The sequence below is a fragment of the Teredinibacter purpureus genome (genome assembly GCF_014217335.1).
GTDB classification, from domain to species: Bacteria; Pseudomonadota; Gammaproteobacteria; order Pseudomonadales; family Cellvibrionaceae; genus Teredinibacter; species Teredinibacter purpureus.
The window spans coordinates 4272558-4296946 of sequence record NZ_CP060092.1; the positions used below are offsets into that span (position 1 = coordinate 4272558).

Here is a 24389-nt window from a genome sequence, read left to right on the forward strand (position 1 = left end):
GATTACTCTAAACACCTTTGATTAATCACAAGGATGTGAATAATGCTTCGCCAACGCCTGCAACACTCAAACGGCTTTACATTACTAGACCTACTCTCTGCCATCAGTATTATGCTTATCATCACGTCAGTAGCAGTACCGTCTTTCTCTTACCTCTCTAAAAAAACAGCACAACAAACAACCGTAAACGACTTAATGCGCTTACTCAATTTCGCCAGACAAGCCGCTGTAAATGAACGAAGTAGCGTTGTTGTATGCCCAAGCGCAGACGAAAATTCGTGCGATGAAAATTGGTCTTTTCCCTTAATGGTGTTTGTAGATTCGGACGATAATAAATCCAGAGGTACACAAGAGCGCCTATTAATAACACGGCCATCACTGGCTTCACAGCAACAACTTAACTGGCGATCACTTCACCGTAACTTCATTAGCTTTAAAGAGGACGGTACAACAGGATACCAAAATGGGCGGCTCTATTATTGCGATCTTAGCGCAGACGATAAACATAGAGCTCAACTGGTAGTGTATAGGACAGGACGCACGCGCGTTGCGCAATCGCTGCTCAGTGGTTGTGGGGCATAAACAAAAACGCCCCGAACACAAAACGTGTTGGGGCGTATGGAAACTGAAGTAACTTTAATGAATTAAAGAATAAAAATTAACGCCAGCAATAATCAATGCTTGCTTGGTCTGATACTCCCGAAACACCTTTTTTACCAGTAGAGTCATAGGTCAAAGCGCCGCATTTACTGTCCGTTATCAGCGCGGTTGCAGAGAGCGTATAGCTTACACACAACGTTCCCGTTGGCGTACACCCGCTGGGCAGAACCGTTACAGCCCCGGAGAAATGATCATCTCCACTATAACCATCCTCCATTCCCAAACCACAAACGGAGCCAACGCAGCCACTTGTGGCCGCTACCGTACCGGTATAAGACGAGTATTGAGTATAAAACCGTTCCTGCCTCGACGCTAAATCCAATAGATAGGCTTTGCCTTCTGCTCTACGGCCTCTATCCGCCTGTTCTTTATAAGCCGGTACTGCAATAACCGAAATGACTGCAATGATGGTCACGGTTATCAATAGCTCTACTAACGTAAAACCTCTTTCAGAAGATTGTTTCAAGCGTATACCTCTCTATTTCCTAATGGACCATGCCGACCGACGCGAAGGACGTTTCGGCTCAAAGTAACCTTCATAACTATTAATATTCGCATCCGAGTCGGAAATAATAATACTGTCATCCAGAATAACCATACCACCGGGCAACGCAGTGATAGGTACGCTGCTCACATCACTTGCTTCGCCGGGAAACACATGAAAAGGCGGTTGGCCTCCACTAAAAAGATCGACGGCCATTAAACTTCCCGTTCCCGCTCTATTGCACACATCATTCAAAGGAGTTGTCGTTACAAATAGCACCAAGTTACCTGCAATGGCTGGGTCGATAACCACGCGCTCTTTGCTCATCGGCAAATTAAGGTACCAACCATAATTCGCCCCAACGCGAAACTCGTTACCCACCGTATAATCAACATCCGTTGTAGACGTTATCTTACGACGACCATCCCCTCCGGAGGCATCTCCAACCGTTTGCGGCACCAATTGTGTTTGTCGAACTTCACCTTGGGACTCACCTGCATCCCAAACACCATAGAACGATTGAACCGCTGTATCGGTAACATCCACCGATGCCAGATATCGCCCAGTACCAAACAAGACCAATAAATTAGGCTCTGTGGACTGACTGGTTTCACGTTCATGAGCCACAACAACAGGCTTGTGCGTAATGGACTGGCGATCACCATCGGCACAATACCCCGTAGTCGGCTTTGCTCCACGACAAGCTGAAAACAACGGTACGCCGTAATCGCTTACGTCGCGGTGAGCGACGACCGGTTCAATATAATTATTGCCGGTATCATACTGTGTAAAATCGAACGCCCACATATTCCCTTGTAAATCACCCGCAAAAACGCGATCGACTTTAGAGTCGCCGTTTAAATCTAATAGCGTCGGAGAAGAAAGCCCATTGCAATCGCTTCCGGCAATGCCGCAATCGCCATTCACAACAGCCCCCAAAGCACCACGCCCCAACGGGCCGATCTTTTGGTGAGTAACATTATTAGGACCAGAGCCGTCTAAATATAAAATATATAAATACGCTTCACCATCAGTGCTGTTGTTATACCCATTACCAAAAATCGCTACCCATTCACCATCATTCATTTTCGCTATACGTGGTCGGCTAAAAGTATAACCCAGCGTTGAGTCCGTAAACTCGGCCACAACTACATTGGACGCCATAGCTCCTTCCGTTGAAATACCAGCTGGGTTGGTAACATCAAGAACATAAACAGACTTTCCGCCCGCACCTAGCCCGCCCACCATATAAGTCTTCCAGCCACCGTTCACATAAACGTCGGCCGTGGTTGGCGTTGCATCAACATAGGGAAGGTGAGTGTAATTCGGGTTTGCTAACCTATGCAGGCCTTCGCTGGCGCTTGCAGAAAAGATATCTTGGGGTATATAACCAAAGACCTCCATACCCGTGTCAGCGCGAAAGCCATGTAGCATGCCGTCATTAGCGCCAACATAAATCATGGGCACTCGATTTTCTTTTGATGAGACAAAATCTGAATAGGGCGCACTACTGCTTTCAATGTAATTAGGGTATCCGGCAGAAGGTTTACCAACGTACTGTGGGCTAGAGTGTACGATATCCCCCAGCACACCTTCTTTCTCTCGAAACGACCGCGTTGCGTTATAGGTTCCGTCACCGTCTGCTCTCAAGTGCTCGATGATATCTTCTAAATAGGCTTGCTTCCCGCCGGCATTCGAAGGGCCGTCCACCAACAAATCGGCAATCTGAGCGGCCGAAAGGTCACCGTTCACGACATTAGGATTGGCATAATCTGAAGGTGCTACAAACGGTACACCGGCACTCCCATTAAAAGTTACAATTTTTCGGTCTCGCGTCTCCAAAAGTGTTTCTAAACGCTCATTCGCTTCCCAAGTAGCACGCCCTAACCGACCTGTTGAATAATCAAAGGCATGTAATTCTCCCGACCACTGGGAGGAATTAAACTTGCCCTGATAAAGCACAGCCCCTTCCGCAATACTCGTTGAGTTAAAACCCACTGCCGCACCCGTGCCCTCGACCGATTGCTTAATCGTGTCGATAACTGAACTTAACGAATCCTGTAAACTGGTAATATTTTGAGCACTTAAATATTCTCCTCGACCGTTAAACGCGGCGTGAATCAGATCATCAAGCGTCTCTGGCGATTCGTTAGTAATTACCGTCGGCCAGGCTTCACCGCCTTCCCAACCGCCAAGCGGTGGCGGCCCACCAATATTGCCGCTAATACCAAACGAAAGCGTATGGGTAACCATATGCTGTGCCGTATTTGTGTCTGGGTTAGTATCATCAGTTGGGTTGTTTGCATTCACACGATTAGGTAGCGTAGGCCGTAAATCATTTTTGTAAAAATGCATAGCAATATCGCCCAACGTATTACTGACAGTATCTCCGTAGAGGCCGCCATCGTAGGGGTTATCTGGATTTTCGGCGTCGGCATTTCCATACGTGCCGTCCATGTAATTAGTGCTGGTATACTCAGATCGGTATCCGTCCGTAGCCAGAATAGTATGATTCTGCTGGCAAGCGCCCCCCTCGGCCTCTGATAGCACTGGATCTTGCGGTTGCCCAGAAGCCGTTACGAATCCCGTTTGTACATCATAGTTATTGTAGTCACCAAGAAAATAACGCCCTGCATTTTCCAGCGCTCGTCTTAGTGGGGTATATCGAGCAAAATCTGAATCGCTAACGCTATAGAGGGTACTCAACAATGCCGCTTTATTTTGCGCCAAAGTCGTATCGGTTGGATCAGAAAGGTTGTCGACATTTTTCATCTCAACCCCCCAACCAAAGCCTGCGTTCGCATTAATCGTGGCTAATCCTGCACGGGTCTGAAGGTTTTCAAATACGGTCGAAAGTGCGGTTTTAAAAAGCAAATCGCGACTACGATGATAGGTATACCAATTAGCATAGTCTTGTTTTTTTTCAGCCGAAGGCAAATCGCTGGCCGCATGGATTCGCGCCACATCGTAGTTGTACTGAACAACCCCACCACCATTGACCGTACGACTAGCGCCACATTCTCCAAAGTCGTATACCCCAGGCGTTCCAACCCCCTCTACTTCAATCCAATCAACATAATGAGCTGTCGCGAATGGGGTGGTGCCCGCACTCGCGTTTCTAGGGTTTTTAAGCATGTTCACTACATTCGCATCACCATAACCAACCCAAGTCCCATAATCCACGGAGGGATCAAAGGCGAGAGCGTTGTAACCAACACACAATTCTAGATATTGTTCTAAGTCATTCGGCGTTAGATCGATTTCAAAATTACCAATACGGTCCCAAAATCCGGCCCCACCATATTCATTAAAAAACCCCCCAACCTCATTAATAATTGTCGCCGCTACCGCTTTTGCCTCTGGTGTCATAGACACCTGAAAGTACATACTGCGAGAATCATCAATAAGGAAAAGAACATTAGGCTTTACATCAACTCCCGTATAAAGCGGCTCTTTGCTCAAAACTAATGGGCCTGCAGAGGCTTCCATTACGATAGTTGCGATAAACATTAATCCACTCGCCACACCAATGTGAAGACTACGAGCGATTAAGTATTTAGAGAGCATACAAAAACGCGTTCCATTTTTTTTCATGTAAAGTCCCACCCACCTTGATCTGGTCTACCCACCCTTTCGATGGCTTTCGAATACGCCGCAAACAACCTCAGCTAATACGTAAAATAATGATTACTGCCTGTGCGCAGAGTCGCCTCTAACACAGTATAAATATTCTTATCTTTGCCCCACCCTATTGCCGTAACTCTAAACATGTAAGGGTGTAACTCGCCCTCGCCTTTCGAATCTGAATTGAGTTCTGACACAGTTTTATTCGATGTACCACGGGTTCTGCCCAAATACTCAATAACATATCGAGGCTGCTGACTGACTAATTTTTCATCGACTATATTGCCACCGTCATGCTGGACAATTCCCGTAGTTCCCCAATCGCTTGGCTTACCAACGTCAGTGATAACGCCACTTAGCGGTACCGCCACGCCCCCACCAGGGCGGACGATGGACGAATAAAGGCCGCTAGTACCATTGAAATCGGTAATATCCTCAGACTTAGTTACCGTAGAATAAAACCATGCTTCGGCAGCTTTAAGTGCGGATTCTGCAGAATAAAATGCAACTGTTTTTTGTCTAACGTTTGCCGCCATCCGTTCCTGCATAGTCGATGATTGCATATTGGAAATCCCAATCAGCGACATCACTAACAAAATAATAAGTGCAATAACTAATGTTGCGCCCGACTGACGCTGACAATATGGGCTAGTTCGCTTCATGCGGCCTCTCGCGTTACAAAAATAATTAAATAAATGGGGCTAAGGTTATCACGACGATTAACCGCCAATACCGCTAAGGCGAATTCCGCAAATCGGCATCGCCGGGGAACTGATTACGCAATGAAAATACGCGAGTGTACGTTCGATCGATAAAATCACTTCCCACATTGGTAGGCGCTCGATTAACAGAGTTAAATACCGCGGTTACTTTTATTCGATCGACCAAACTCCAGTTTGCACCTACACCGCTCGCATCGGCAAAAAATAACGTATCGTCATTTCCTGAATACGTTTGCCAGCCAAACTCAACATCAAACCGCTCGACACCTTCAACTAATTCGTCGCCTTTTCCGTTCGTTCCTGTCTGCCGAAATAAAGCGCAATATTGTGGTGCCGTGGAGCTACATTCCACGTTAGCAACGACACCCGCAGCACTTGTGTCTACATGATAAATTGCTGAGCCTGTTGTTCCCCCCAGAACAAACGACACAGGAATGCCTGGTGTAACCGTATTAATATCTTCAAAGCCCACCGGTTCAAAACCCAAATCAGTATCTGAATTATAGGTAACAGAATCCTGCTCTAGGGCAAAGTTAACATCTCCGGAACCACCAGGTGCATTAGAGACTTTAAACATGGCCGTGCGAGAACAATCGCTTACCAACGCTATTTGTCCTTGCTTAAAAGAACGACTATTGACAATTTTAATTGTGGTTCCCGCAAACGATTTTACGGGGTGCCGCTCGCGTGTGGAGGCATAACGTACCGTGACAGAATCGAACGTCAAATCATTTAACACTGTGTCGTTTGTACCTGAAATAAATTCGCTAAAGTCGTAAATATCGCCTGAGCCACTATTACCACTAACAACACTTTTAAATCGTGTTACGCCTAAAGCCGATCGGGCCGAAATACTAAAACACCCCCCGTAACCTGCTTGAGCTACATCACTAGCCAAACGAGAAAATACATAACGTGCATTTTCCTGAATGGTTGAAGAGCCACTTATGAGCACTGAGTTCTGGCTTGAAGTTGCATACAGCTGGATAACACCCGCCAGAATAAATAACCCGACCAAGATCGAGACCATGACCTCGACGATACTAACCCCGCGCTGCTCTTCAAGGCCCCGCTGCAATGTCGATAATGTTTTTGTTGTCAAATGCATTATTACAGTCTCAGTTGGTAAGCGAGGCATGCTTTAGTTGCATCGGTATCTTTTAAAGCGGACGCTTTAATATTGCTGCAAGTCGCATTAACAAACGCGTCACCTTGAGACCATTTCAATACAACCGTGTACACACCAGAAGCATGAATAACTTCGCCGGTTCCGCTCGGTAATCGCGCTTTTATCGCCTGGCTCCATTCCCACGCATCTAACGATTTCTGGGCCGCTGCATTACAGCCAGTCGCTATACAACCGCTCGCATCTGCAGTACCAATATCGGCTGAATAAATACCGTTATAATCATCGTTATCTTCCGTAATATCACCACTGTTGTAAGCCATAATACGGTCGACCATATCAGTGGCCAACACATTTGCGTCCGTCACAAAATGCGCACGCTGATTGCTGTTAACGCCATTAATTTGCATGGACAATGTCCCCATCAGGCCAATCGCGAGCACAAAGAGAGACACAACCATCTCCATCATTGCCGCACCGTTTTGCCTGCATCTCGATCGAGGAAAATTTAATAACGCTGTTTTATTGCTCATAACTCATATTCCATTACATTCGGAGTACATCAAGGGCACGTAGCCCCCATGGCGACTCGCACACTTCCAACATTCGATACGCTGAGTGTTCGTGACTTATCCGTATCAGCACCCGAAATCGCGCTACCCGAACAAAGATAAACCGTTGAAACACCAATACCTGCTTCACCGGACGAATTATATTTAATAACCTGTGGCGTAGCCGTGACCACATTAAGTGTTGACCGCCCGCCAGATTCGCCACCGCGTCTAAGCACTATTTCGCTGGGGTCGAGAATATTGTCATCGTCAGTATCTACATACACCAACCAACCGTCACTCCAATCGGTTCCAGATGTGCAACTAGAACCGTTGGGCGAGCCGCAAAATACAATATTTTCTTGGCGGGTGACGGCTTCGTTTCGAACAAAAGCAAGAGTAGAGGTTAGTAAACTCAACTGAGCATTGAGTTCTTGTCGGCGCATGAGGCCTGTAAAACTAGGGACCGCAAAACTGGTAAGAATAGCGAGCAGCGCGATCCCTATCATTAATTCAGGAATCGTAAGCCCTTTCTGGCGAGATACAACAAACATTTTCTTTTCCCATGATTCCTTATTCCAAGGAGGCATTTATATCAAAGTTAATTGACCCTCGAATAACGCATTGGATAACCGGTGTAACTGAGCGATAAATAGCGTTATTCACGCCAAAGAATACACGAAGCTAGCGCGATCACACACAAAATAATGAGAGGAAAAAAGGAAAAAACACATGCAACAATTCAAACACTAACAGGCAATAAACCGGACCCGTTAAAAATAAGTAACATGAGAAAAAAAGACCAAGAACAAAGTATTAATACGCCGCAATGCAAACCACCGTTAATTGCTTACGGTTTTATTAACCCTGTAATGGAGAGTAACTAACTGAGACACCAAGCCTGTACAGAAAACACACGATTAAACCCTTTGAATAAAGGGTTTAATCGTGTGTTAAGCAAAATAGACTCGACCGTATAGCACTGCTATTAACGTAATTCTCTAGGCAAGGAAAAGCTAATATTCTCTTCGCGCCCACTTAACTCTGTGGGAGCACTCGCCCCGAGCTTCTCTAGCCCACGAATAATTTCCTTAACGAGCACCTCGGGCGCCGATGCACCCGCCGTAATACCAACACTTTTTACGCCGTCAAACCAACGCTGCTCCAAATCTTCTGCACCATCCACTAAGTAAGCGGAGGATCCACAACGCTCAGCAAGCTCGCGTAAACGGTTCGAATTGGAGCTATTGGGTGAGCCCACGACCAAAACTAAATCGCATTCGAGCGCCAATTGCTTAACTGCGTCTTGACGATTTTGAGTTGCGTAGCAAATATCATCTTTACGCGGCCCTTCAATTAACGGGAACTTCACACGTAAACTATTGATAACTCTAGCGGTATCATCCATTGATAAGGTTGTTTGTGTTACATAACACAAACGAGACGGGTCTTTCACCTGTAGTTTTTGAACATCACACTCATCTTCCACAAGGTAAATGGCTCCTCCCGTAGAGGTATCGTACTGCCCCATGGTTCCTTCCACTTCGGGATGCCCCTCATGTCCAATCAAGACACATTCTCGGCCTTCACTGCTGTATTTCGCCACCTCAACATGAACCTTTGTCACCAACGGGCAAGTAGCATCAAATACACGCAAGCCTCTACTAGACGCTTCATTTTTAACCGCTTGTGAAACACCATGAGCACTAAAGATGACAATCACATCATCGGGCACATCGTGCAGTTCATCGACAAAGACGGCTCCACGCTGTTTCAAACTCTCAACCACAAATTTGTTATGTACAACTTCATGACGCACATAAATAGGCGCACCGAAAACATCAAGAGTACGATTTACGATATCTATAGCGCGGTCTACACCAGCACAAAAACCACGAGGATTTGCTAACTTTATTTCCATGGAACAGTCGCTCAATTATAAGTCGGCTTAGTGGGTAATCGCAGGTTCGACGTCAACAATCTCAACATCAAAGGTAATAGGCTTACCCGACAAAGGATGATTGAAATCGATTTTTACCTCTTGCTCACCGATCTCGGCAACAACACCCGGCATTTCGCCTCCTGCCGCATCGGCAAAAGACACAACCAAACCAACTGAAAGTTCGAATTCTTCGGTAAAACTATTACGCGGAACCGTTTGTATATTATTCGGGTTAGGCTGCCCAAACGCTTTTTCTGGCGGCAGCGTCAACGACGCTTTTGCACCAACAGACAAACCAAAAATAGAGGTTTCAAACCCTGGCATCAAGTTACCATCACCTACAACGAATGTAGCGGGTTTAGCGTCAAAATTAGAGTCAATTACATCGCCATTATCAAGCGTGAGAGAAAAAAAGAGCGTCACTTGCATCCCTTCACCTACGATTAAACTCGTCATTTTGATTTAACCTTTTCTGAACCGGATGACTCACCTTTTTTGGTAAATAATGTGTCCCATGCGTATAACACTGCGCCACAAAATATTGATGCGTCTGCAATATTAAACGCCGGCCACTCATATTCATGATAGTGCCATACGATAAAATCGACTACATAGCCCAGTAGCACGCGATCAACTAGATTACCGAGCGCGCCGCCTAACACTAACGCTAACGCGCACGTTTCGAGCCATTGGCTACTTTTAAGTTTTGCTATCCATACGAATAACACCCCACTTACACCCGCAGCTAATATAGAAAGAAACCAACGTTGCCAACCACCGCTGTCATGAAGAAAACTGAAGGCCGCACCATAATTGTGGCGTAACGTATAATAAAAGAAAGAGGTAACACGCTCCGATTGATAAAAATCCAGCGAAGCCGTTGCCCAAGCTTTTGTCAATTGGTCCAATATAAGCACAACAAAAACGAGCGCGTACCACTTCCAGGGTAAAGACGATACCTTAAGCAAAATCTCTCTCCTCCCCGTTGCCATCTACGTTACCAATACAACGGCCGCACAGCTCGGGATGGGCATCATGTGTACCTACATCGGGCAAATGATGCCAACAACGCGCACATTTTTCATGCTCCGACTTTGTAACCGCAACGGATAATCCCGCCACCTCTGTGGCAACACCTTGCCCGTCTAACGCTTTTTCTAACGTGACACTCGAACAAATAAGTACGAAGCGTAATTCATCGTCCAGTTGCGACAGTACGTCGAACACGTCATCACGACAGTAAAGCGTAACCTCGGCCGCCAATGAACCGCCAATAGCACCTTCGCTACGTTGGCTCTCAAGCACTTTGTTAACAGCCGTTTTCACTTTTGCCACCGTCTGCCAATAACTATTCGATAACGTTTCTGTATCACTCAGTTCTGGTAGCGCCCACCACTCAGCCGTAAAAACTGTATCCGTGCTATTTTTTCCTGGGAGCGCGGGCCAAACTTCGTCCGCCGTAAACGATAAAATGGGCGCTATCCAACGCACAAACGCTTGAACGATATGGTATTGAGCCGTTTGAGCGGAGCGTCGTGCAGCACTGTCCGCCTTCATGGTGTAAACACGATCTTTAATAATATCGAGGTAAAAACCACCCATATCGACCACACAAAAATTATGTAGCTTCTGGTAGATTAAATGGAATTGATACCGGTTGTAACAACCCAATATTTCCTGTTGTAATTTCGCTGCGCGATCAACGGCCCATTTGTCTAGCGCCACCATACTGTCGAATGGAACACTGTGCTGTTCGGGCTCAAAATCGTTTAAGTTGGAGAGGAAAAAGCGCACAGTATTGCGAATACGACGATACGAATCTGCCGTACGCTTTAAAATTTCATCCGACACGCTCATGTCGCCACTAAAGTCCGTAGCGGAGACCCACAAGCGCAATACGTCGCCGCCCAAGTCATTCATAACTTTTTGTGGGGATACAGTATTGCCAATGGACTTAGACATTTTCTTGCCTTGAGCATCCACCACAAAGCCGTGCGTTAAGACTTCTTTATAAGGGGCCGTATTGTTGATCGCAATAGCGGTTTTTAAGGATGACTGAAACCAGCCTCGATGCTGATCGGAGCCCTCTAGATAAAGGTCCGCGGGATACCCCAACTCATCACGCTGCTGCATTACCGAGTAATGTGTAACGCCAGAATCAAACCAAACATCTAAGGTGTCCGTCACTTTAGTATAGTGACCTGCCTCTTCTCCTAACAACTCGGTTGCATCCAACTCAAACCACGCATCCATGCCTTTTTCTTCGATGCGTTTCGCCACTACTTCAATTAAAGCTGACGTTTCAGGGTGCAGTTCTTGAGTATCGTTGTGCACGAATAACGTAATGGGAACACCCCACGTTCGCTGCCGGGAAATACACCAGTCTGGGCTCGAATCGAGCATGGAGCGAATACGGGCCTCACCCCACTCAGGAATCCACTGAACACCGTCTACCGCATTTTTAACGGTATCCAACAACCCATTTTGATTCATACTTAAAAACCACTGTGGAGTGGCTCGGAAAATTAAGGGCGTTTTGGTTCGCCAGCAATGAGGGAAGCTATGAACGAACGTTTCTTGATGCAATAACGCGCCCTTGTCATCCAGTAGCGCGATAACTTTTTCATCAACCTTATAAACATGTTCACCCGCAAAAACCTCAACAACATCACGATAAAGGCCGTTGCCATTCACATAGTTAAGCGTACCAATACCGTACTTGGCACCCACTACAAAATCGTCTGCGCCATGATCCGGTGCGGTATGTACGCAGCCCGTACCGGCATCAGTGGTAACGTGATCGCCAAGAATAATAGGAACTTCTCGTGCATAAAAAGGGTGCTGTAAATTCACATTTTCAAGCACGGCACCTTTCACATGCCCAAGCACCTCAAACGATTCTATACCCACACGCTTCGCAACAGATTCCACCAACGCTTCTGCAAGCAGTAAACGTTCATCACCCACTTGCAGTATTACGTAATCAAGGTCGGCATTTAGGCTTACCGCCTGGTTAGACGGCAACGTCCAAGGTGTTGTGGTCCAAATAACCACTGAAATTTTTCCGTTTCCCGCGACATTACCTACTCGCGCAATAAAATCGCTTTCGTTTACCACAGAAAATTTTACATCAATAGAAAAAGACGTTTTATCCTGATATTCCACTTCAGCTTCAGCCAAAGCAGACCCGCCTACTACGCTCCAGTAGACGGGTTTAAAACCTTTAAACAAATGACCATTTTCGACAATTTTACCCAGTGACCGAACAATATCGGCCTCGGTTTTAAAGTCCATGGTTAGATATGGATTGTCCCATTCGCCCAACACACCAAGGCGAACAAAATCTTTCTTCTGCCCTTCTACTTGGCGAGCCGCATATTCACGACATTTTTTGCGGAACGTTGCGTGGTCCACTTTCGCACCCGCTTTGCCTACTTTTTTCTCAACATTATGTTCAATAGGCAAACCGTGACAGTCCCAACCGGGAATGTACGGGGCGTCGAAACCACTAATGGTTTTTTCTTTGATAATGATATCTTTAAGAATTTTATTAACGGCGTGACCGATATGAATATCGCCGTTCGCGTAGGGAGGCCCATCATGTAAAATAAACTTTTCCCGGCCCGCCCTCGCATTGCGGATCTGTTGATACAGATCCTCTTTATGCCAACGTTTTAGCGTTTGAGGCTCTCGCTGAGCCAAGTTAGCTTTCATCGCAAAGCTGGTTTTGGGGAGGTTTAGCGTTGATTTGTAATCGGTCATAGTGTCTCGATATTCATCAAAATAAGCTCGTTATCACAAGCCAGTTAAAAATTAAGGGATATTACATCCAATGGTGGTTTACGCCATTATGGTTTCGCAAACCACTCTCGTGCCGTTATAACATCATGTTCAATTTGTGCTTGTAGTGCGGGAAGGCCGTCAAAACGTTTTTCGTTACGAATTTTATGTTTGAAGACTACTTTAATGCACTGACCATAGAGATCGTAGCTCTGGTTCAGTAAATGCACTTCTAGCAAGGGTTTTTTACCGCCTTCAACCGTTGGCCTCACGCCCACATTGGCGACCGCATCAGTGACACCCGAAAAAGCTCTCGACTGCACCGTAACGGCATATACGCCTTGTACCGCAGCGCGATACCGACCTAAACCAATATTAGCGGTAGGAAAACCCAGCGTTCGCCCTAATTGTTTGCCGTAAATCACACGGCCACTGACGCTGTAGTCTTGACCCAGTAATTCGCTCGCTAGCTGGAAATTATCAACACTCAACAAATCACGAATGCGTGTACTGCTAATTCTCTCTCCCGCCTCAAGCTGAGTGTGGGTATCACAAACAGCAAATCCCATTTGTCGACCACAACTTTGTAAGAAACGGTAGTCGCCTTTACGGTCGCATCCGAAACGAAAATCATCGCCCACAACCAAATGCTTAACCCCCAAACGCTCGACTAATATTTGGTCAACAAAAGCCTGTGCCGATAGTTTACGAAGTGCCGAATCAAACTTTAAACACAAGACTCGATCAACGCCTTGCTCAAATAACGCACTGACTTTTTCACGTAAACGCATCAATCGAGCTGGCGCCTGCTCACGGGAAAAATATTCAAACGGCTGCGGCTCAAATACCATGACCAATGAAGGTAACCCAAGTGAGGCAGCCTTTTGCTTTAACTGCTCAAGCAACACTTGATGACCACGGTGCACGCCATCAAATGACCCAATAGTCACAACACAGCCTCTATGAGAAGCCGAAAGGCGGCCTAAGCCGTTTATAAATTCCTGCTGAATCATGAGTACTAGTGTTTGCCTCAATACCGGACGTTCGTAAAGCCCGGCTAACCCGCGGCCGAAACAAATGTAAGTATACACTTACCATCAATAGGAACGGCCGAAAAGCGGCGATTATAGCGCAGCTTGAGTGTGCAAGCGATGCGCTACAAAAGAAGAATGACGCGAGAATGCGCTAACTTGCCACTCGCAGATGACGAGGACGAATGCCCATCACCCACAACGTGAACACGTAAATCCCAATACCAGCAACACATAGCGATAGTACACGCACGATACGGCCGTATGCTTCAAGCGAAGAGACATCGCCCATATAGCGCATCACAATCAGTAGAAAAGCCACCATGGCAATATTCGCAATGAGCATTTGTCCTCCAAAACGCAACCAAAGGTCGTCCGGCTGATACACTTTTTCGCGCCTCAGGCCTCGGTATAACAAGCCTGCATTTAAAAAAGCCGAACAGGAGGTCGCCAACGCTAAACCCGCATGCCCCATTTGCCAATAAAAATGGAACGGAAGAACGAAAAGCAGGTTCATCCCCATATTCACCACCATTGCGATAATACCAATACGCACGGGGGTACGCGTATCCTGACGTGAGAAGTAGCCGCTCGCAAGAACCTTAATCATCATAAAGGCTACCAAACCCAGCGCGTAGGCCCTCAAACTGTAGCTCGACATTTGAACGTCAACCGGTCGGTACTCTCCATATTGAAACAACGCAAATAAGATGGGTTCTGCCAAGACTACAAGCGCTAGGGCCGCAGGAAAACCGATCAACATTATCATACGTAAGGCCCAATCTAACGTTGCACTATAACGCTGCGCACCAGATATGAATTGCCGAGAAAGGTTAGGCAATACGACCGTTGCTATCCCAACGCCAAAAACTCCGAGCGGTAATTCGGTAAGACGATCTGAAAAATACAACCATGTGATACTACCGTCGGGTAGAAACGAGGCCAAAATAGTATCGAAAAGCAAGTTAATCTGGCCAACAGACACACCAAACATAGCAGGTGCCATCAACTTCAATACTTTCGTTACCGATTCATCCCCCCAATCTACCTTTGGATGCGGCAATAAACCTAAACGCAGTAAAAAAGGAACCTGAAACGCTAGCTGTAATATGCCTGCGACAATAACGCCCCATGCCAACGCATATACGGGTTCCTGCATCATCGGAGACACCACTGCCGCCGCCACGATTAACGAAATATTAAGTAACACGGGGGTAAATGCAGGCACCGCAAATTGGTCGTAACTATTAAGAATTGAGCCTGCAAACCCCGTCAACGATATAAGCAATAAATACGGAAACGTAATGCGCAGCAACTCTGTTGTTAACTGAAACTTTTCAGGGTTATTAAACATAAAACCCATGCCGAAAACCCCCGTAAATATTGGAGCGGCCACAACAACTAACACCGAGATCATAATTAACGCTGACCCCAAACACCCGGCTATTCGATCAATAAAATTGCGTACCGCTTCTTGGCTACCTTGCGCGCGATACTCCGACAATACAGGCACGAATGCTTGAGCAAATGCACCTTCAGCAAAGAGTCTGCGTAAAAAATTAGGAATTTTGAACGCAACGTAGAAAGCATCTGCCGATGCTTCCGCACCAAGAAAACGAGCGAATAGAACATCGCGCACTAGGCCAAGCACGCGAGAGATCATAGTCATTGCGCTGACTATAGCGCTAGAACGCAGCAAGCTGGGGGGCTTAGCCGGTTTATTCGAAGAAGAGGGGGAGTCTGACGAAGCCAAAATATCGATTATCTCGTTTGAATAAGGGAGGGCACACCTTTCTCGCCAACACACAACGCGAAGGTCTTTAAATATCGCGCAACTCTATAGCGAATTAATACTAAGCGCAATCAAGCGACTGATCATTATTTGCTCTGTTGAACGCTGCCATTTTTCATCTTTTTTGATCCTCGAATTGCCTTAACACTCCCACTTCATCGCCGCTATGTTTTTGTTTAATGAATCTGTACCCGGTAGCAACAACGCAAAAACACTCTACCTAGCCATGACACAACCCTTACAAACACCACTAAAGGATAGTTACGATGAACACATTCCCACACAACACTACAACCCTTACCTCAAATATCGCTTCGCCCACCACCAACGTGCGCTCAAATACACACCTTAAAAATCTGGTCGGCACACTTGGCCTAGTGGCCCTAGTGGCCTCCTCATCCGTCACAGCAAAAGACCTGCGTATGTCGGATGAAACAAAGGCTGGCTTATTCGGCACTCTATTCACTACAACCGCCGCTATCGCTGGTGCCATAGCCGGTGGCCCTGCGGGCTTTATGATTGGTGCGGCGTCGGGTGTCTACATAGGAGAGAAAGGCATGACCGCCGTTAAAGACAAAAACGACTTGGCAATCGCTGAAAAATCACTCTCGTCCATGCGTGCTGAAGCAATGGAACAGGAAAAGAAACTAAGCCGCTTGGAACAAAGCGCTGCTAATAAACTGGAATTTATGGTGCTTTTTCCAACAGGGATCGATGAACTCTCTCACTCAGACCTGCAGCGTATCCATTCATTGGCGAACTATATGCAAGACAACCCTCAATTAAGTGTACGCCTGGATGGCTACGCCGACCCGCGCGGCACCGATGAATACAACAATGTACTGTCTGCCGAGCGTGCACTCAATGTCGTCGAAGCCTTACATCAGCGGGGTATCGCTGACGAACGCATTGAATATTACGCGCATGGTTCAAGCTTGGCACAACAATACGATGGCAATTTAGAAGCCTACGCCTTAGAAAGAAAAGTTCACATTGAGGTGTATACCAATCCTACCCCCGCCACGGTAGCAGTAAGCCAGGCCTTCTAACCCGTACTTTTTCGCCTCCTGCGAGTCTTGCCCGGCCTAACGGCCGGGATTTTTTTATTTCCTCCAACCGCCCCCTAGAACTAATCTCCCCAATACAATAAACTCGGCGTTCGTTTAGGTTCTAATCCAACCAACCAGCCAATAATAATAAAATCATGCGAAATCTACTCAATAAACACTGTAAAACACTCTACCCTGCCCTCGTTCTTATTTTGTCGCTGTCGATATACCTTCCCTTTTATGGCCAACCTAATTCGCTATTTTGGGATGAAAATTATCATATCGCATCAGCCCAAAAATATATTGACGGCGTCATGTACATGGAGCCTCATCCGCCCCTTGGAAAGCTTTTAATGGCGGCCTCAGAAAAATTATTGGGGCTCAATGATTCGCTCGACAAATCAGCTTTTTCTAAAACAGATTACGTTAAAGGAGAAACGGTTCCCAATGGCATGAGCTATTACGGTTTTAGATTACCGTCGACACTACTCATGGCACTTTCGGCGCTCTTTTTCTATGGCACACTGAGGCACATTACGCGAAACTATCACCTCGCAGCCGCCTTTTCCGCCATTATGATTCTAGATAACGGCCTTGTAGTGCACTCCAGGGCAGCAATGCTGGAAGGTATTCAAATGTTCTTTATTCTCGGTGCTATCTACTGGCTAGCCCGAACAATAGAACAAGGAAAAACCAAATACTTAAAACATTACGCCATTATTGGCGTTTTTATTGGGCTAGCGTTTTCTGTAAAGGTCAACGCTGCCGTATTGTTACTGCTATTTGTCATGCTTTTTGGTGTCGACCAATGGGATAATATTAAATCGTGGAATTTTCTAGCACTCGTTAAGCGTCTCGCCATTACGGTGCCCGCCGGAGTTCTACCATTAGTACTCGTTGTACTCTCTATTTTTTATATTCATATTGGGCTAGGCTCTAGCTTCGGCGTTAAAAACTACAGCGCCAGTAGCGAATATCGCCATCAAATCGAAACCGGCAACACCTACTCCATTAACACTTTTCTAGTTGGCTTACGTGATAATTACACGAACATGTCGAAATATGCTGACGGCGTTCCCCGCTTGGATGTATGCAAAGACGGTGAAAATGGTAGTTCACCTATAAGCTGGCCTATTGGCAATAAAACAATTAATTACCGTTGGAATAAAAATACCATCGACGGTGTTGTGCAAGTGCAATATCACAACATTGTACCCAACCCGGTTACGTGGTTTTCTGTGCTAGCGGGCCTATTGCTGTCGTTAGGCTTAATAATAGGGCATTTTGTTTACCGGAACCCTATCACTCAACCCAAGCTTTTTTACTGGATTTCGGGTTTTACCACGCTCTACATTAGCTACATGCTAGCAATACTCCAAATAGAGCGGGTCATGTACCTGTACCATTATTTAGTGCCGCTTATGTTCGGGCTAATTAACCTTTCTCTGGTTTATAACTACATTTTTTACAATTCACTCGCACAACGGAATCGTCACGCATTAGGCAATTTAGCTGCATTCGTTGCGCTCGTAGCGTTCGCCTTTTATATCTTTTCACCCTTCACCTACAGCCTACCAATCACAGAGGCAGAATTTAATGTCCGTAACTGGTTTAGCTTTTGGAAATTGGAGTTAGTGAAATGATTAAATTAAACAGCAACACCATATTTTCCGTAATACTCGCACTTTTTTTTGTAGTCATAATCAATCGTATTATTCCAATATCTGTCGATCCCGTCATGGAGTTAGTGCTATCAAAAAACCGCACGCATATTACCACCATCGATCAAACGCGTTCGATTAGTACCGTCAAGCGCATCATGATCGACGAAGTAAATCTATACGATAAAAATCGCTTTTTTCATCCCGCACTCGGAAAACTAGGGTGGGACAACGATTTTTGGGCCGACATAACCACTCCGTTCACGGTAAAACAAGACGGGCTTTACCTCTTTTTAGTCGGCAGTGATGATGGGTTTTCACTGACTATTAACGACAAACCATTGTGCTCATTCAAGGGCGACCGCGGCTACAGCAAGCAAACGTGTCGTGCGACGCTAGCAAAAGGTTCGCATCTTTTAAAACTTAGCTATTTCCAAGGCTATGGCAACGCAGGCCTCACATTGGAATTCCAAGGGCCAGACAAGAAGCGCCCTCGTTTTTGGGGCAACGACACGAAGCTTTTACAACTAAAACAATAATTGCTTCAGAAAAACCGCGTACTCATCTACTATTAAAGGGAATATTCCGGAGTGGCTCAGCATGTACACGTCAGTATTTCCCTTTAATTTCTTTTCTAATCCCTGTCGTAACAAAGGTCGCCATGTTTATTCGCGATTGATCTATTGCCTTTGCTTCGGCACTCTCGCCTTTAGCACTCTCGCCTTCAGCCCTCTCCTCTCCGCCGAGATGGTTAAATGGACGGATGAAAAAGGGCAAATACATTACGGTGATACAGTACCAAAAGAGTATCGTACCGAAGCCGAAACCGTTGAACTAAAAGAAGCTCCCACCCTAGGAATGAGTGACGAAGAAATTAAGGCGTTGGAAAACAAGACAAACGCGTATCAAATGAAAATTGAAAGAGAACGGCTCTTACAAGAGCGTCACGAGCAGTACGAAGCCTATAAAAACAGCCAAAAACCACGCACGGCAGCCTCTCCCCCACCCAGCAAAACGCCTCTTACCCGAGAACAATGTCGCGATACGCACCCCACAAAAACAATCGATCGCGTTCGCTGCTTCAATGAAGCCGCGAACGATTAGGCGGCTACCGAGCCTTCAGCCTCGTTACGCTATGCGTTTGCTTCACGCCTAAAATCCTCTCTTTTTACAGATCTAACGCCCATAAAAAAACCCGAGAGGTTACTCTCGGGTTTTTTTATGGGCGTTAGCGTTACGTAACCGGCCGTTAAAGTAGCAGCTTTCTAACATCTGCTAGTACTGCACCTAAATAGGTGAAGAATTTACCCGCATCTGCTCCGTTAATCGCACGATGATCGTAAGACAAAGAGAGTGGTAACATCTGACGAGGTACGAATTCAGAACCATTCCAAACCGGCTTAATAGCCGCCTTAGAAACACCCAAAATTGCAACTTCTGGAGCGTTTACGATTGGAGTAAAGCCAGTGCCTCCAATAGGACCAAGGCTCGAAATAGTAAAGCACCCGCCCTGCATATCACGCGGCATCAGTTTCCCTTCACGCGCCTTACCAGCAAGCGCTACAGACTCCGCCGCAAGCTCATACAAGCTTTTCTTATCGACATCTCGAATTACGGGTACCATCAGGCCATTAGGCGTATCAACCGCTACACCAATATTGACGTAACTCTTCTGCACAATATGCTCGCCATCAGCATGTAAGGATGCATTAAACTTTGGCTCTGCTCGCAATGCCGCAGCACACGCTTTTAGCAAGAAAGGCAATGGCGTAAGCTTGACGCCTTTCTTTTCAGCTTCGGCTTTCATGCCCTTACGGAAATCTTCTAAATCACTGATATCAGCATCATCAAACTGGGTAACGTGCGGTACGTTTAGCCAGTTTCGCGACATATTAAACGCAGTAAGCTTTTTGATTTTTGACATTTTCACGAGTTCGATTTCGCCAAACTGAGAGAAATCAACCTCAGGTATAGCCGGAATACCCGCGCCACCCGTTACTACTGCAGAAGAAGATTTTTGGGGCTGAGCTAAGATAGATTTTACAAAGCTACGCACATCATCTTTAACAATACGATTACGCGGTCCAGTTGGCTTGACCTTGCCAAGATCGACACCTAGCTGACGCGCCAATTGACGAACCGCTGGGCCAGCATAAAAATCACCGGAGCTAGGGGCTGCTTCTTGAGTCGCCGCCGGCTTTGCCGCTACCGGAGCCGGTGCACTTGGTGCAGAAGCAGATTTAGACGGCGCAGAAGGTGCGGCAACAACCGTTCCCTCCACTTCCATCGTTAAAATTGGTGTGCCCTCAGACGCTTTATCGCCTTCACTCATGAGCAAGCTGACAATCTTGCCACTTTGTGTTGCAGGTATTTCCATCGATGCCTTATCGCTTTCTAGCACGATAAGCGAATCGCCATCAGAAACTTCATCACCCACAGCAACACAAATTTCAATAACTTCAACGGATTCGGAACCCCCTATATCGGGTACGTTCACTTCCACCACTCCACCCGGCGTAACAACTGGAGAGGGTGCTACTGCTTGAGCCGTTGCTGGAGCGGTCGCTTCTACAGAAACGCTTTCAACCATAGCAGGCACAACCGTTCCAACAGTCGCCAACACTAAGATGGCATCGCCCATTGAAACCTTTCCGCCTTCGCTAATACTCAGGCTAACAACCGTTCCACTAGCAGGGGATGGCACTTCCATTGAGGCTTTATCACTTTCAAGCACGATCAACGAATCACCCTCGTTAACCTCATCGCCAACAGCGACGCAAACTTCAATAATATCAACGGCTTCCGAACCGCCTATATCAGGAACAGTAACAGTTTCTTCTGCACCTACAGCAGGGACTGGAGCAGGAGCAGGAGCAGGAGCAGGAGCAGCTTCCACTACCGCCGTGGCGGGCGCTGGCGTGCTCTCGGCTGCAGATGTCTCTTCGACTGCAGCAGCAGCCGTTTCTATTTCAATAAAATTTGCACCTTCCGATACACTGTCACCTTCAGTGATCAATATTTTAAGGATAGTTCCAGCCACAGGGCTTGGAATGTCCATTGACGCCTTGTCAGATTCCAACACAATTAAAGAATCTTCCGCTGCTACAACATCGCCGGGCGCAACGCAGATTTCAATCACATCCACGCTGTCGGCGCCACCAATATCAGGCACCTGGATAGTTTGCTTAGCCACTAATTCACTCTCCCTTAGCAAGTCGTTGGGTCTGTTTTTTCAGGGTCAATGCCGTACTTTTGCATAGCATCGGTGACAGTTTTTGCCGGTATCTTGCCTTCATCCGCCAACGCTTTCAGCGCGGCGCAGGTAACAAAGTAACGGTCCACTTCGAAAAAGTGGCGCAGTTTGCTACGTGTATCAGAACGGCCGAAACCATCTGTCCCCAAAACAGTATAAGAACCAGGAATATAAGCGCGCAACTGCTCAGAGTAGCTCTTCATGTAGTCTGTAGAGATAATAAACGGGCCGTCAGCAGACTCTAATGTCTGAGTGAGATAAGACTTGCGAGCCTCTTCTCCTGGATGCAGAAAGTTCCAGCGATCCGTACGTTGTCCGTCACGCGCCAGCTCATTCACACTAGTTACACTCCAGATATCCGACTCTACGCCCCAGTCTTCACGCAACAACTCAGCTGCAAACTCAACTTCGCGCAAGATAGAACCTGCGCCCATCAACTGAACACGTTTCTTCTTCGCCGCTTTTTTACCCGTTTTCAACGGGTAAATACCGCGCACGATACCGTCTTCTGCACCGAGAGGCATATCGGGGTGTTTATAATTTTCGTTCATCGTGGTGATATAGTAGAAGACATTTTCTTTGTCGACATACATACGTCTCAAACCATCCTGAATAATTACGGCAAGCTCGAAGCCATAGGTGGGGTCATAGCTGCGACAGTTTGGAATGGTATTCGCCATTAGATGGCTGTGGCCATCTTGGTGCTGTAAACCTTCGCCATTTAGCGTCGTCCGGCCAGAGGTTGCACCAATGAGGAAACCACGCGCTTGAATATCGCCAGCCAACCACGCTAGATCACCGATACGCTGAAAACCAAACATCGAGTAATACACATAGAAGGGCACCATCGGCACTTTATAAGTGCTATAGGCCGTTGCTGCCGTAATCCAAGCAGACATTGCACCGGCTTCATTAATGCCTTCTTCTAGAATCTGGCCTTTTTTGTCTTCTTTGTAATACATGATCTGATCGTGATCATGTGGCGTGTAGTGCTGTCCCTCTGACGAATAGATGCCAAGCTGACGGAACATGCCCTCCATACCAAAGGTTCTAGCTTCGTCGGGCACAATAGGCACGACCTGCTTACCCATATTTTTATCTTTGGCAAGCGTTGAGATATAACGCACAAATGCCATGGTAGTCGAGATTTCTCGCTCGCCAGTAGATTTCAATAAGCCTTTGAACTTATCCATCTCGGGCAACTGCAACGCGTCAAAATCAGACACTCGGGCGGGTAAATAACCGTTTAGCGCTTCACGACGCTTGCGCATATAGACCATTTCTGGAGCGTCTGGCGCAGGGCGATAATAGGGTACTGTTTTTAAATCATCATCAGAAATAGGAATACCAAAGCGATCCCGAAATTTCTTCAAGCTTTCGATATCAAGCTTTTTCACAGAGTGCGTGATATTGGCAGATTCACCCGCAGCACCAAGACCATAACCTTTGACGGTTTGCGCCAAGATAACGGTTGGATGACCTTTTTGCTCTGTGGCAGAAGCGTAAGCAGCGTACACTTTTTGCGGATCGTGACCACCACGGTTTAATTTGAATATTTCTTCGTCTGTCATGTCGGCAACTAACTCAAGCAATTCTGGGTATTTCCCAAAGAAATGCTCACGGGTATAACCACCGCCATTCGCTTTATAGTTTTGTAGCTCGCCATCGACCACTTCGTTCATGCGCTTTTGCAGCAAGCCGGTGGTGTCTTTTTCTAATAGGCGATCCCAACCGTCACCCCAAATGAGCTTGATCACATTCCAACCAGCGCCACGGAAAACACCTTCCAGCTCTTGGATGATTTTACCATTACCGCGCACAGGGCCATCAAGTCGCTGTAAATTACAGTTGATCACAAAGATCAAATTTTCTAGCTGCTCGCGACCAGCTAAAGAAATAGCGCCTAACGTTTCTGGCTCATCACACTCGCCGTCGCCAAGGAATGCCCACACTTTACGATCGCCACGTGCCGACAATCCACGTGCCGACATATAGCGCATAACGTGTGCTTGATAAATAGCCTGAATGGGGCCTAAGCCCATCGATACAGTAGGGAACTGCCAGTAATCAGGCATCAGCCAAGGGTGGGGGTAAGAGGATAAACCATTGCCATCCACCTCTCGGCGGAAGTTATCCAACTGATCTTCACCTAAACGACCTTCTAAGTAGGAACGTGCATAGATGCCAGGGGAAATATGCCCCTGAAAATAAATAAGATCGCCACGCTGCTCGCCGTCATCACCACGAAAAAAGTGGTTAAAACCAACTTCATATAGAGTGGCCGAGGATGAGAAAGACGATATGTGACCGCCGAGACCTTCGTTATTATCGTTAGCACGCATGACCATTGCCATGGCGTTCCAGCGAACCAAAGAACGAATTTTACGCTCCATGTGGAAGTCGCCAGGAGAACGTTTTTCGTCCTTCACTGCAATACTGTTAACGTAAGGCGTTCGAATGGCTGAGGGCAGTTTAACGCCAGCCTGAGTCGCCGCATTGGCCAATTCAACTAAAAGGTAGCGAGCACGGTCCGCGCCATTGTGCCGAATTACCGATTCTAAAGCCTCCAACCATTCTCGGGTTTCGAGAGCATCAGTTTCTTCAAGCATTCAAGCCTCCTGTTATATCTGCGTAGGTTCTCGCAGTTTTTTAATAAATTGATTCCCACCAGTGTTGCTTACAGTGGTAACTATAAGCAACAACTGCTCATTTTT

At 46.6% G+C, this 24389-nt stretch carries 19 protein-coding genes; 5 read left to right on the top strand and 14 right to left on the bottom strand.

The window, feature by feature from the left end; all coding sequences use genetic code 11:
• The first annotated feature begins 42 nt into the window (after positions 1-42).
• Positions 43-582: a GspH/FimT family pseudopilin gene (locus H5647_RS19015; RefSeq protein ID WP_045860608.1), complete on the top strand. Its 540-nt coding sequence runs from the start codon at positions 43-45 to the stop codon at positions 580-582.
• A 76-nt stretch (positions 583-658) separates the two neighbouring features.
• On the opposite strand, the gene H5647_RS19020 is transcribed toward H5647_RS19015, so the two are convergent.
• From H5647_RS19020 to murJ, 12 genes are all read right to left on the bottom strand, one after another.
• Positions 659-1126 (bottom strand): type IV pilin protein, encoded by a 468-nt coding sequence (locus tag H5647_RS19020; protein WP_052692211.1) that lies wholly within the window; start codon positions 1124-1126, stop codon positions 659-661.
• A 12-nt stretch (positions 1127-1138) separates the two neighbouring features.
• The gene (locus H5647_RS19025) at positions 1139-4738 is read right to left on the bottom strand and encodes a pilus assembly protein (protein ID WP_045860609.1); all 3600 of its coding nucleotides are present in this window, start codon (positions 4736-4738) and stop codon (positions 1139-1141) included.
• 74 nt (positions 4739-4812) lie between these two features.
• The gene (locus H5647_RS19030; protein WP_045860610.1) at positions 4813-5430 is read right to left on the bottom strand and encodes a pilus assembly PilX family protein; all 618 of its coding nucleotides are present in this window, start codon (positions 5428-5430) and stop codon (positions 4813-4815) included.
• A gap of 73 nt (positions 5431-5503) precedes the next feature.
• On the bottom strand, positions 5504-6598 hold the full coding sequence (locus H5647_RS19035) for a PilW family protein (protein WP_045860611.1): 1095 nt from the start codon (positions 6596-6598) through the stop codon (positions 5504-5506).
• Positions 6599-6600: 2 nt separating this feature from the next.
• Complete coding sequence (pilV, locus tag H5647_RS19040; RefSeq protein WP_052692212.1) at positions 6601-7149, bottom strand: type IV pilus modification protein PilV; 549 nt, start codon at positions 7147-7149, stop codon at positions 6601-6603.
• A gap of 29 nt (positions 7150-7178) precedes the next feature.
• A complete protein-coding gene (locus H5647_RS19045; protein ID WP_082087120.1) occupies positions 7179-7721 on the bottom strand; it encodes a GspH/FimT family pseudopilin in 543 nt (180 codons plus the stop codon).
• 434 nt (positions 7722-8155) lie between these two features.
• Positions 8156-9088, bottom strand: a complete 933-nt coding sequence (gene ispH / locus H5647_RS19050) for a 4-hydroxy-3-methylbut-2-enyl diphosphate reductase (protein ID WP_045860613.1) — start codon at positions 9086-9088, stop codon at positions 8156-8158.
• Positions 9089-9115: 27 nt separating this feature from the next.
• Positions 9116-9565 (bottom strand): FKBP-type peptidyl-prolyl cis-trans isomerase, encoded by a 450-nt coding sequence (gene fkpB / locus H5647_RS19055; protein WP_045860614.1) that lies wholly within the window; start codon positions 9563-9565, stop codon positions 9116-9118.
• Positions 9562-10077, bottom strand: coding sequence for a signal peptidase II (lspA, locus tag H5647_RS19060; protein WP_052692214.1), 516 nt, complete (start codon positions 10075-10077; stop codon positions 9562-9564). The genes fkpB and lspA overlap by 4 nt, the downstream gene beginning before the upstream one ends.
• The gene (ileS, locus tag H5647_RS19065; protein ID WP_045860616.1) at positions 10070-12871 is read right to left on the bottom strand and encodes an isoleucine--tRNA ligase; all 2802 of its coding nucleotides are present in this window, start codon (positions 12869-12871) and stop codon (positions 10070-10072) included. Before ileS ends, lspA begins: the two co-directional genes overlap by 8 nt.
• 86 nt (positions 12872-12957) lie before the next feature.
• A complete protein-coding gene (gene ribF / locus H5647_RS19070; protein WP_045860617.1) occupies positions 12958-13902 on the bottom strand; it encodes a bifunctional riboflavin kinase/FAD synthetase in 945 nt (314 codons plus the stop codon).
• 172 nt (positions 13903-14074) lie between these two features.
• Positions 14075-15589 (bottom strand): murein biosynthesis integral membrane protein MurJ, encoded by a 1515-nt coding sequence (murJ, locus tag H5647_RS19075; protein WP_121495394.1) that lies wholly within the window; start codon positions 15587-15589, stop codon positions 14075-14077.
• A 389-nt stretch (positions 15590-15978) separates the two neighbouring features.
• On the opposite strand from murJ, the gene H5647_RS19080 reads away from it, so the two are divergent.
• From H5647_RS19080 to H5647_RS19095, 4 genes are all read left to right on the top strand, one after another.
• A complete protein-coding gene (locus tag H5647_RS19080; protein WP_082087121.1) occupies positions 15979-16761 on the top strand; it encodes an OmpA family protein in 783 nt (260 codons plus the stop codon).
• A gap of 155 nt (positions 16762-16916) precedes the next feature.
• Positions 16917-18404 carry a phospholipid carrier-dependent glycosyltransferase gene (locus H5647_RS19085; protein ID WP_045860619.1) on the top strand — a complete coding sequence of 496 codons (1488 nt, stop codon included), beginning with the start codon at positions 16917-16919 and terminating at the stop codon, positions 18402-18404.
• On the top strand, positions 18401-18961 hold the full coding sequence (locus H5647_RS19090; protein WP_045860620.1) for a PA14 domain-containing protein: 561 nt from the start codon (positions 18401-18403) through the stop codon (positions 18959-18961). The genes H5647_RS19085 and H5647_RS19090 overlap by 4 nt, the downstream gene beginning before the upstream one ends.
• Positions 18962-19022: 61 nt before the next feature.
• Positions 19023-19526: a DUF4124 domain-containing protein gene (locus H5647_RS19095; RefSeq protein WP_052692217.1), complete on the top strand. Its 504-nt coding sequence runs from the start codon at positions 19023-19025 to the stop codon at positions 19524-19526.
• 145 nt (positions 19527-19671) lie between these two features.
• Here the strand turns inward: H5647_RS19095 and aceF are convergent, their stop codons facing one another.
• Positions 19672-21615, bottom strand: coding sequence for a dihydrolipoyllysine-residue acetyltransferase (aceF, locus tag H5647_RS19100; protein ID WP_045860621.1), 1944 nt, complete (start codon positions 21613-21615; stop codon positions 19672-19674).
• Positions 21616-21629: 14 nt separating this feature from the next.
• The gene (gene aceE, locus H5647_RS19105) at positions 21630-24284 is read right to left on the bottom strand and encodes a pyruvate dehydrogenase (acetyl-transferring), homodimeric type (protein WP_045860622.1); all 2655 of its coding nucleotides are present in this window, start codon (positions 24282-24284) and stop codon (positions 21630-21632) included.
• Positions 24285-24389 lie beyond the last annotated feature (105 nt).

What these genes read in the sequence shown, in the direction of transcription:
- ribF (WP_045860617.1), bottom strand. Translation starts at nt 13,902, where the DNA reads ATGATTCAGCAGGAATTTATAAACGGCTTAGGCCGCCTTTCGGCTTCT.
- H5647_RS19085 (WP_045860619.1), top strand. Translation starts at nt 16,917, where the DNA reads ATGCGAAATCTACTCAATAAACACTGTAAAACACTCTACCCTGCCCTC.
- H5647_RS19080 (WP_082087121.1), top strand. Translation starts at nt 15,979, where the DNA reads ATGAACACATTCCCACACAACACTACAACCCTTACCTCAAATATCGCT.
- H5647_RS19030 (WP_045860610.1), bottom strand. Translation starts at nt 5,430, where the DNA reads ATGAAGCGAACTAGCCCATATTGTCAGCGTCAGTCGGGCGCAACATTA.
- H5647_RS19025 (WP_045860609.1), bottom strand. Translation starts at nt 4,738, where the DNA reads ATGAAAAAAAATGGAACGCGTTTTTGTATGCTCTCTAAATACTTAATC.
- ispH (WP_045860613.1), bottom strand. Translation starts at nt 9,088, where the DNA reads ATGGAAATAAAGTTAGCAAATCCTCGTGGTTTTTGTGCTGGTGTAGAC.
- aceE (WP_045860622.1), bottom strand. Translation starts at nt 24,284, where the DNA reads ATGCTTGAAGAAACTGATGCTCTCGAAACCCGAGAATGGTTGGAGGCT.
- pilV (WP_052692212.1), bottom strand. Translation starts at nt 7,149, where the DNA reads ATGAGCAATAAAACAGCGTTATTAAATTTTCCTCGATCGAGATGCAGG.
- H5647_RS19045 (WP_082087120.1), bottom strand. Translation starts at nt 7,721, where the DNA reads ATGTTTGTTGTATCTCGCCAGAAAGGGCTTACGATTCCTGAATTAATG.
- ileS (WP_045860616.1), bottom strand. Translation starts at nt 12,871, where the DNA reads ATGACCGATTACAAATCAACGCTAAACCTCCCCAAAACCAGCTTTGCG.
- fkpB (WP_045860614.1), bottom strand. Translation starts at nt 9,565, where the DNA reads ATGACGAGTTTAATCGTAGGTGAAGGGATGCAAGTGACGCTCTTTTTT.
- H5647_RS19015 (WP_045860608.1), top strand. Translation starts at nt 43, where the DNA reads ATGCTTCGCCAACGCCTGCAACACTCAAACGGCTTTACATTACTAGAC.
- H5647_RS19095 (WP_052692217.1), top strand. Translation starts at nt 19,023, where the DNA reads ATGTACACGTCAGTATTTCCCTTTAATTTCTTTTCTAATCCCTGTCGT.
- H5647_RS19090 (WP_045860620.1), top strand. Translation starts at nt 18,401, where the DNA reads ATGATTAAATTAAACAGCAACACCATATTTTCCGTAATACTCGCACTT.
- murJ (WP_121495394.1), bottom strand. Translation starts at nt 15,589, where the DNA reads ATGACTATGATCTCTCGCGTGCTTGGCCTAGTGCGCGATGTTCTATTC.
- H5647_RS19035 (WP_045860611.1), bottom strand. Translation starts at nt 6,598, where the DNA reads ATGCATTTGACAACAAAAACATTATCGACATTGCAGCGGGGCCTTGAA.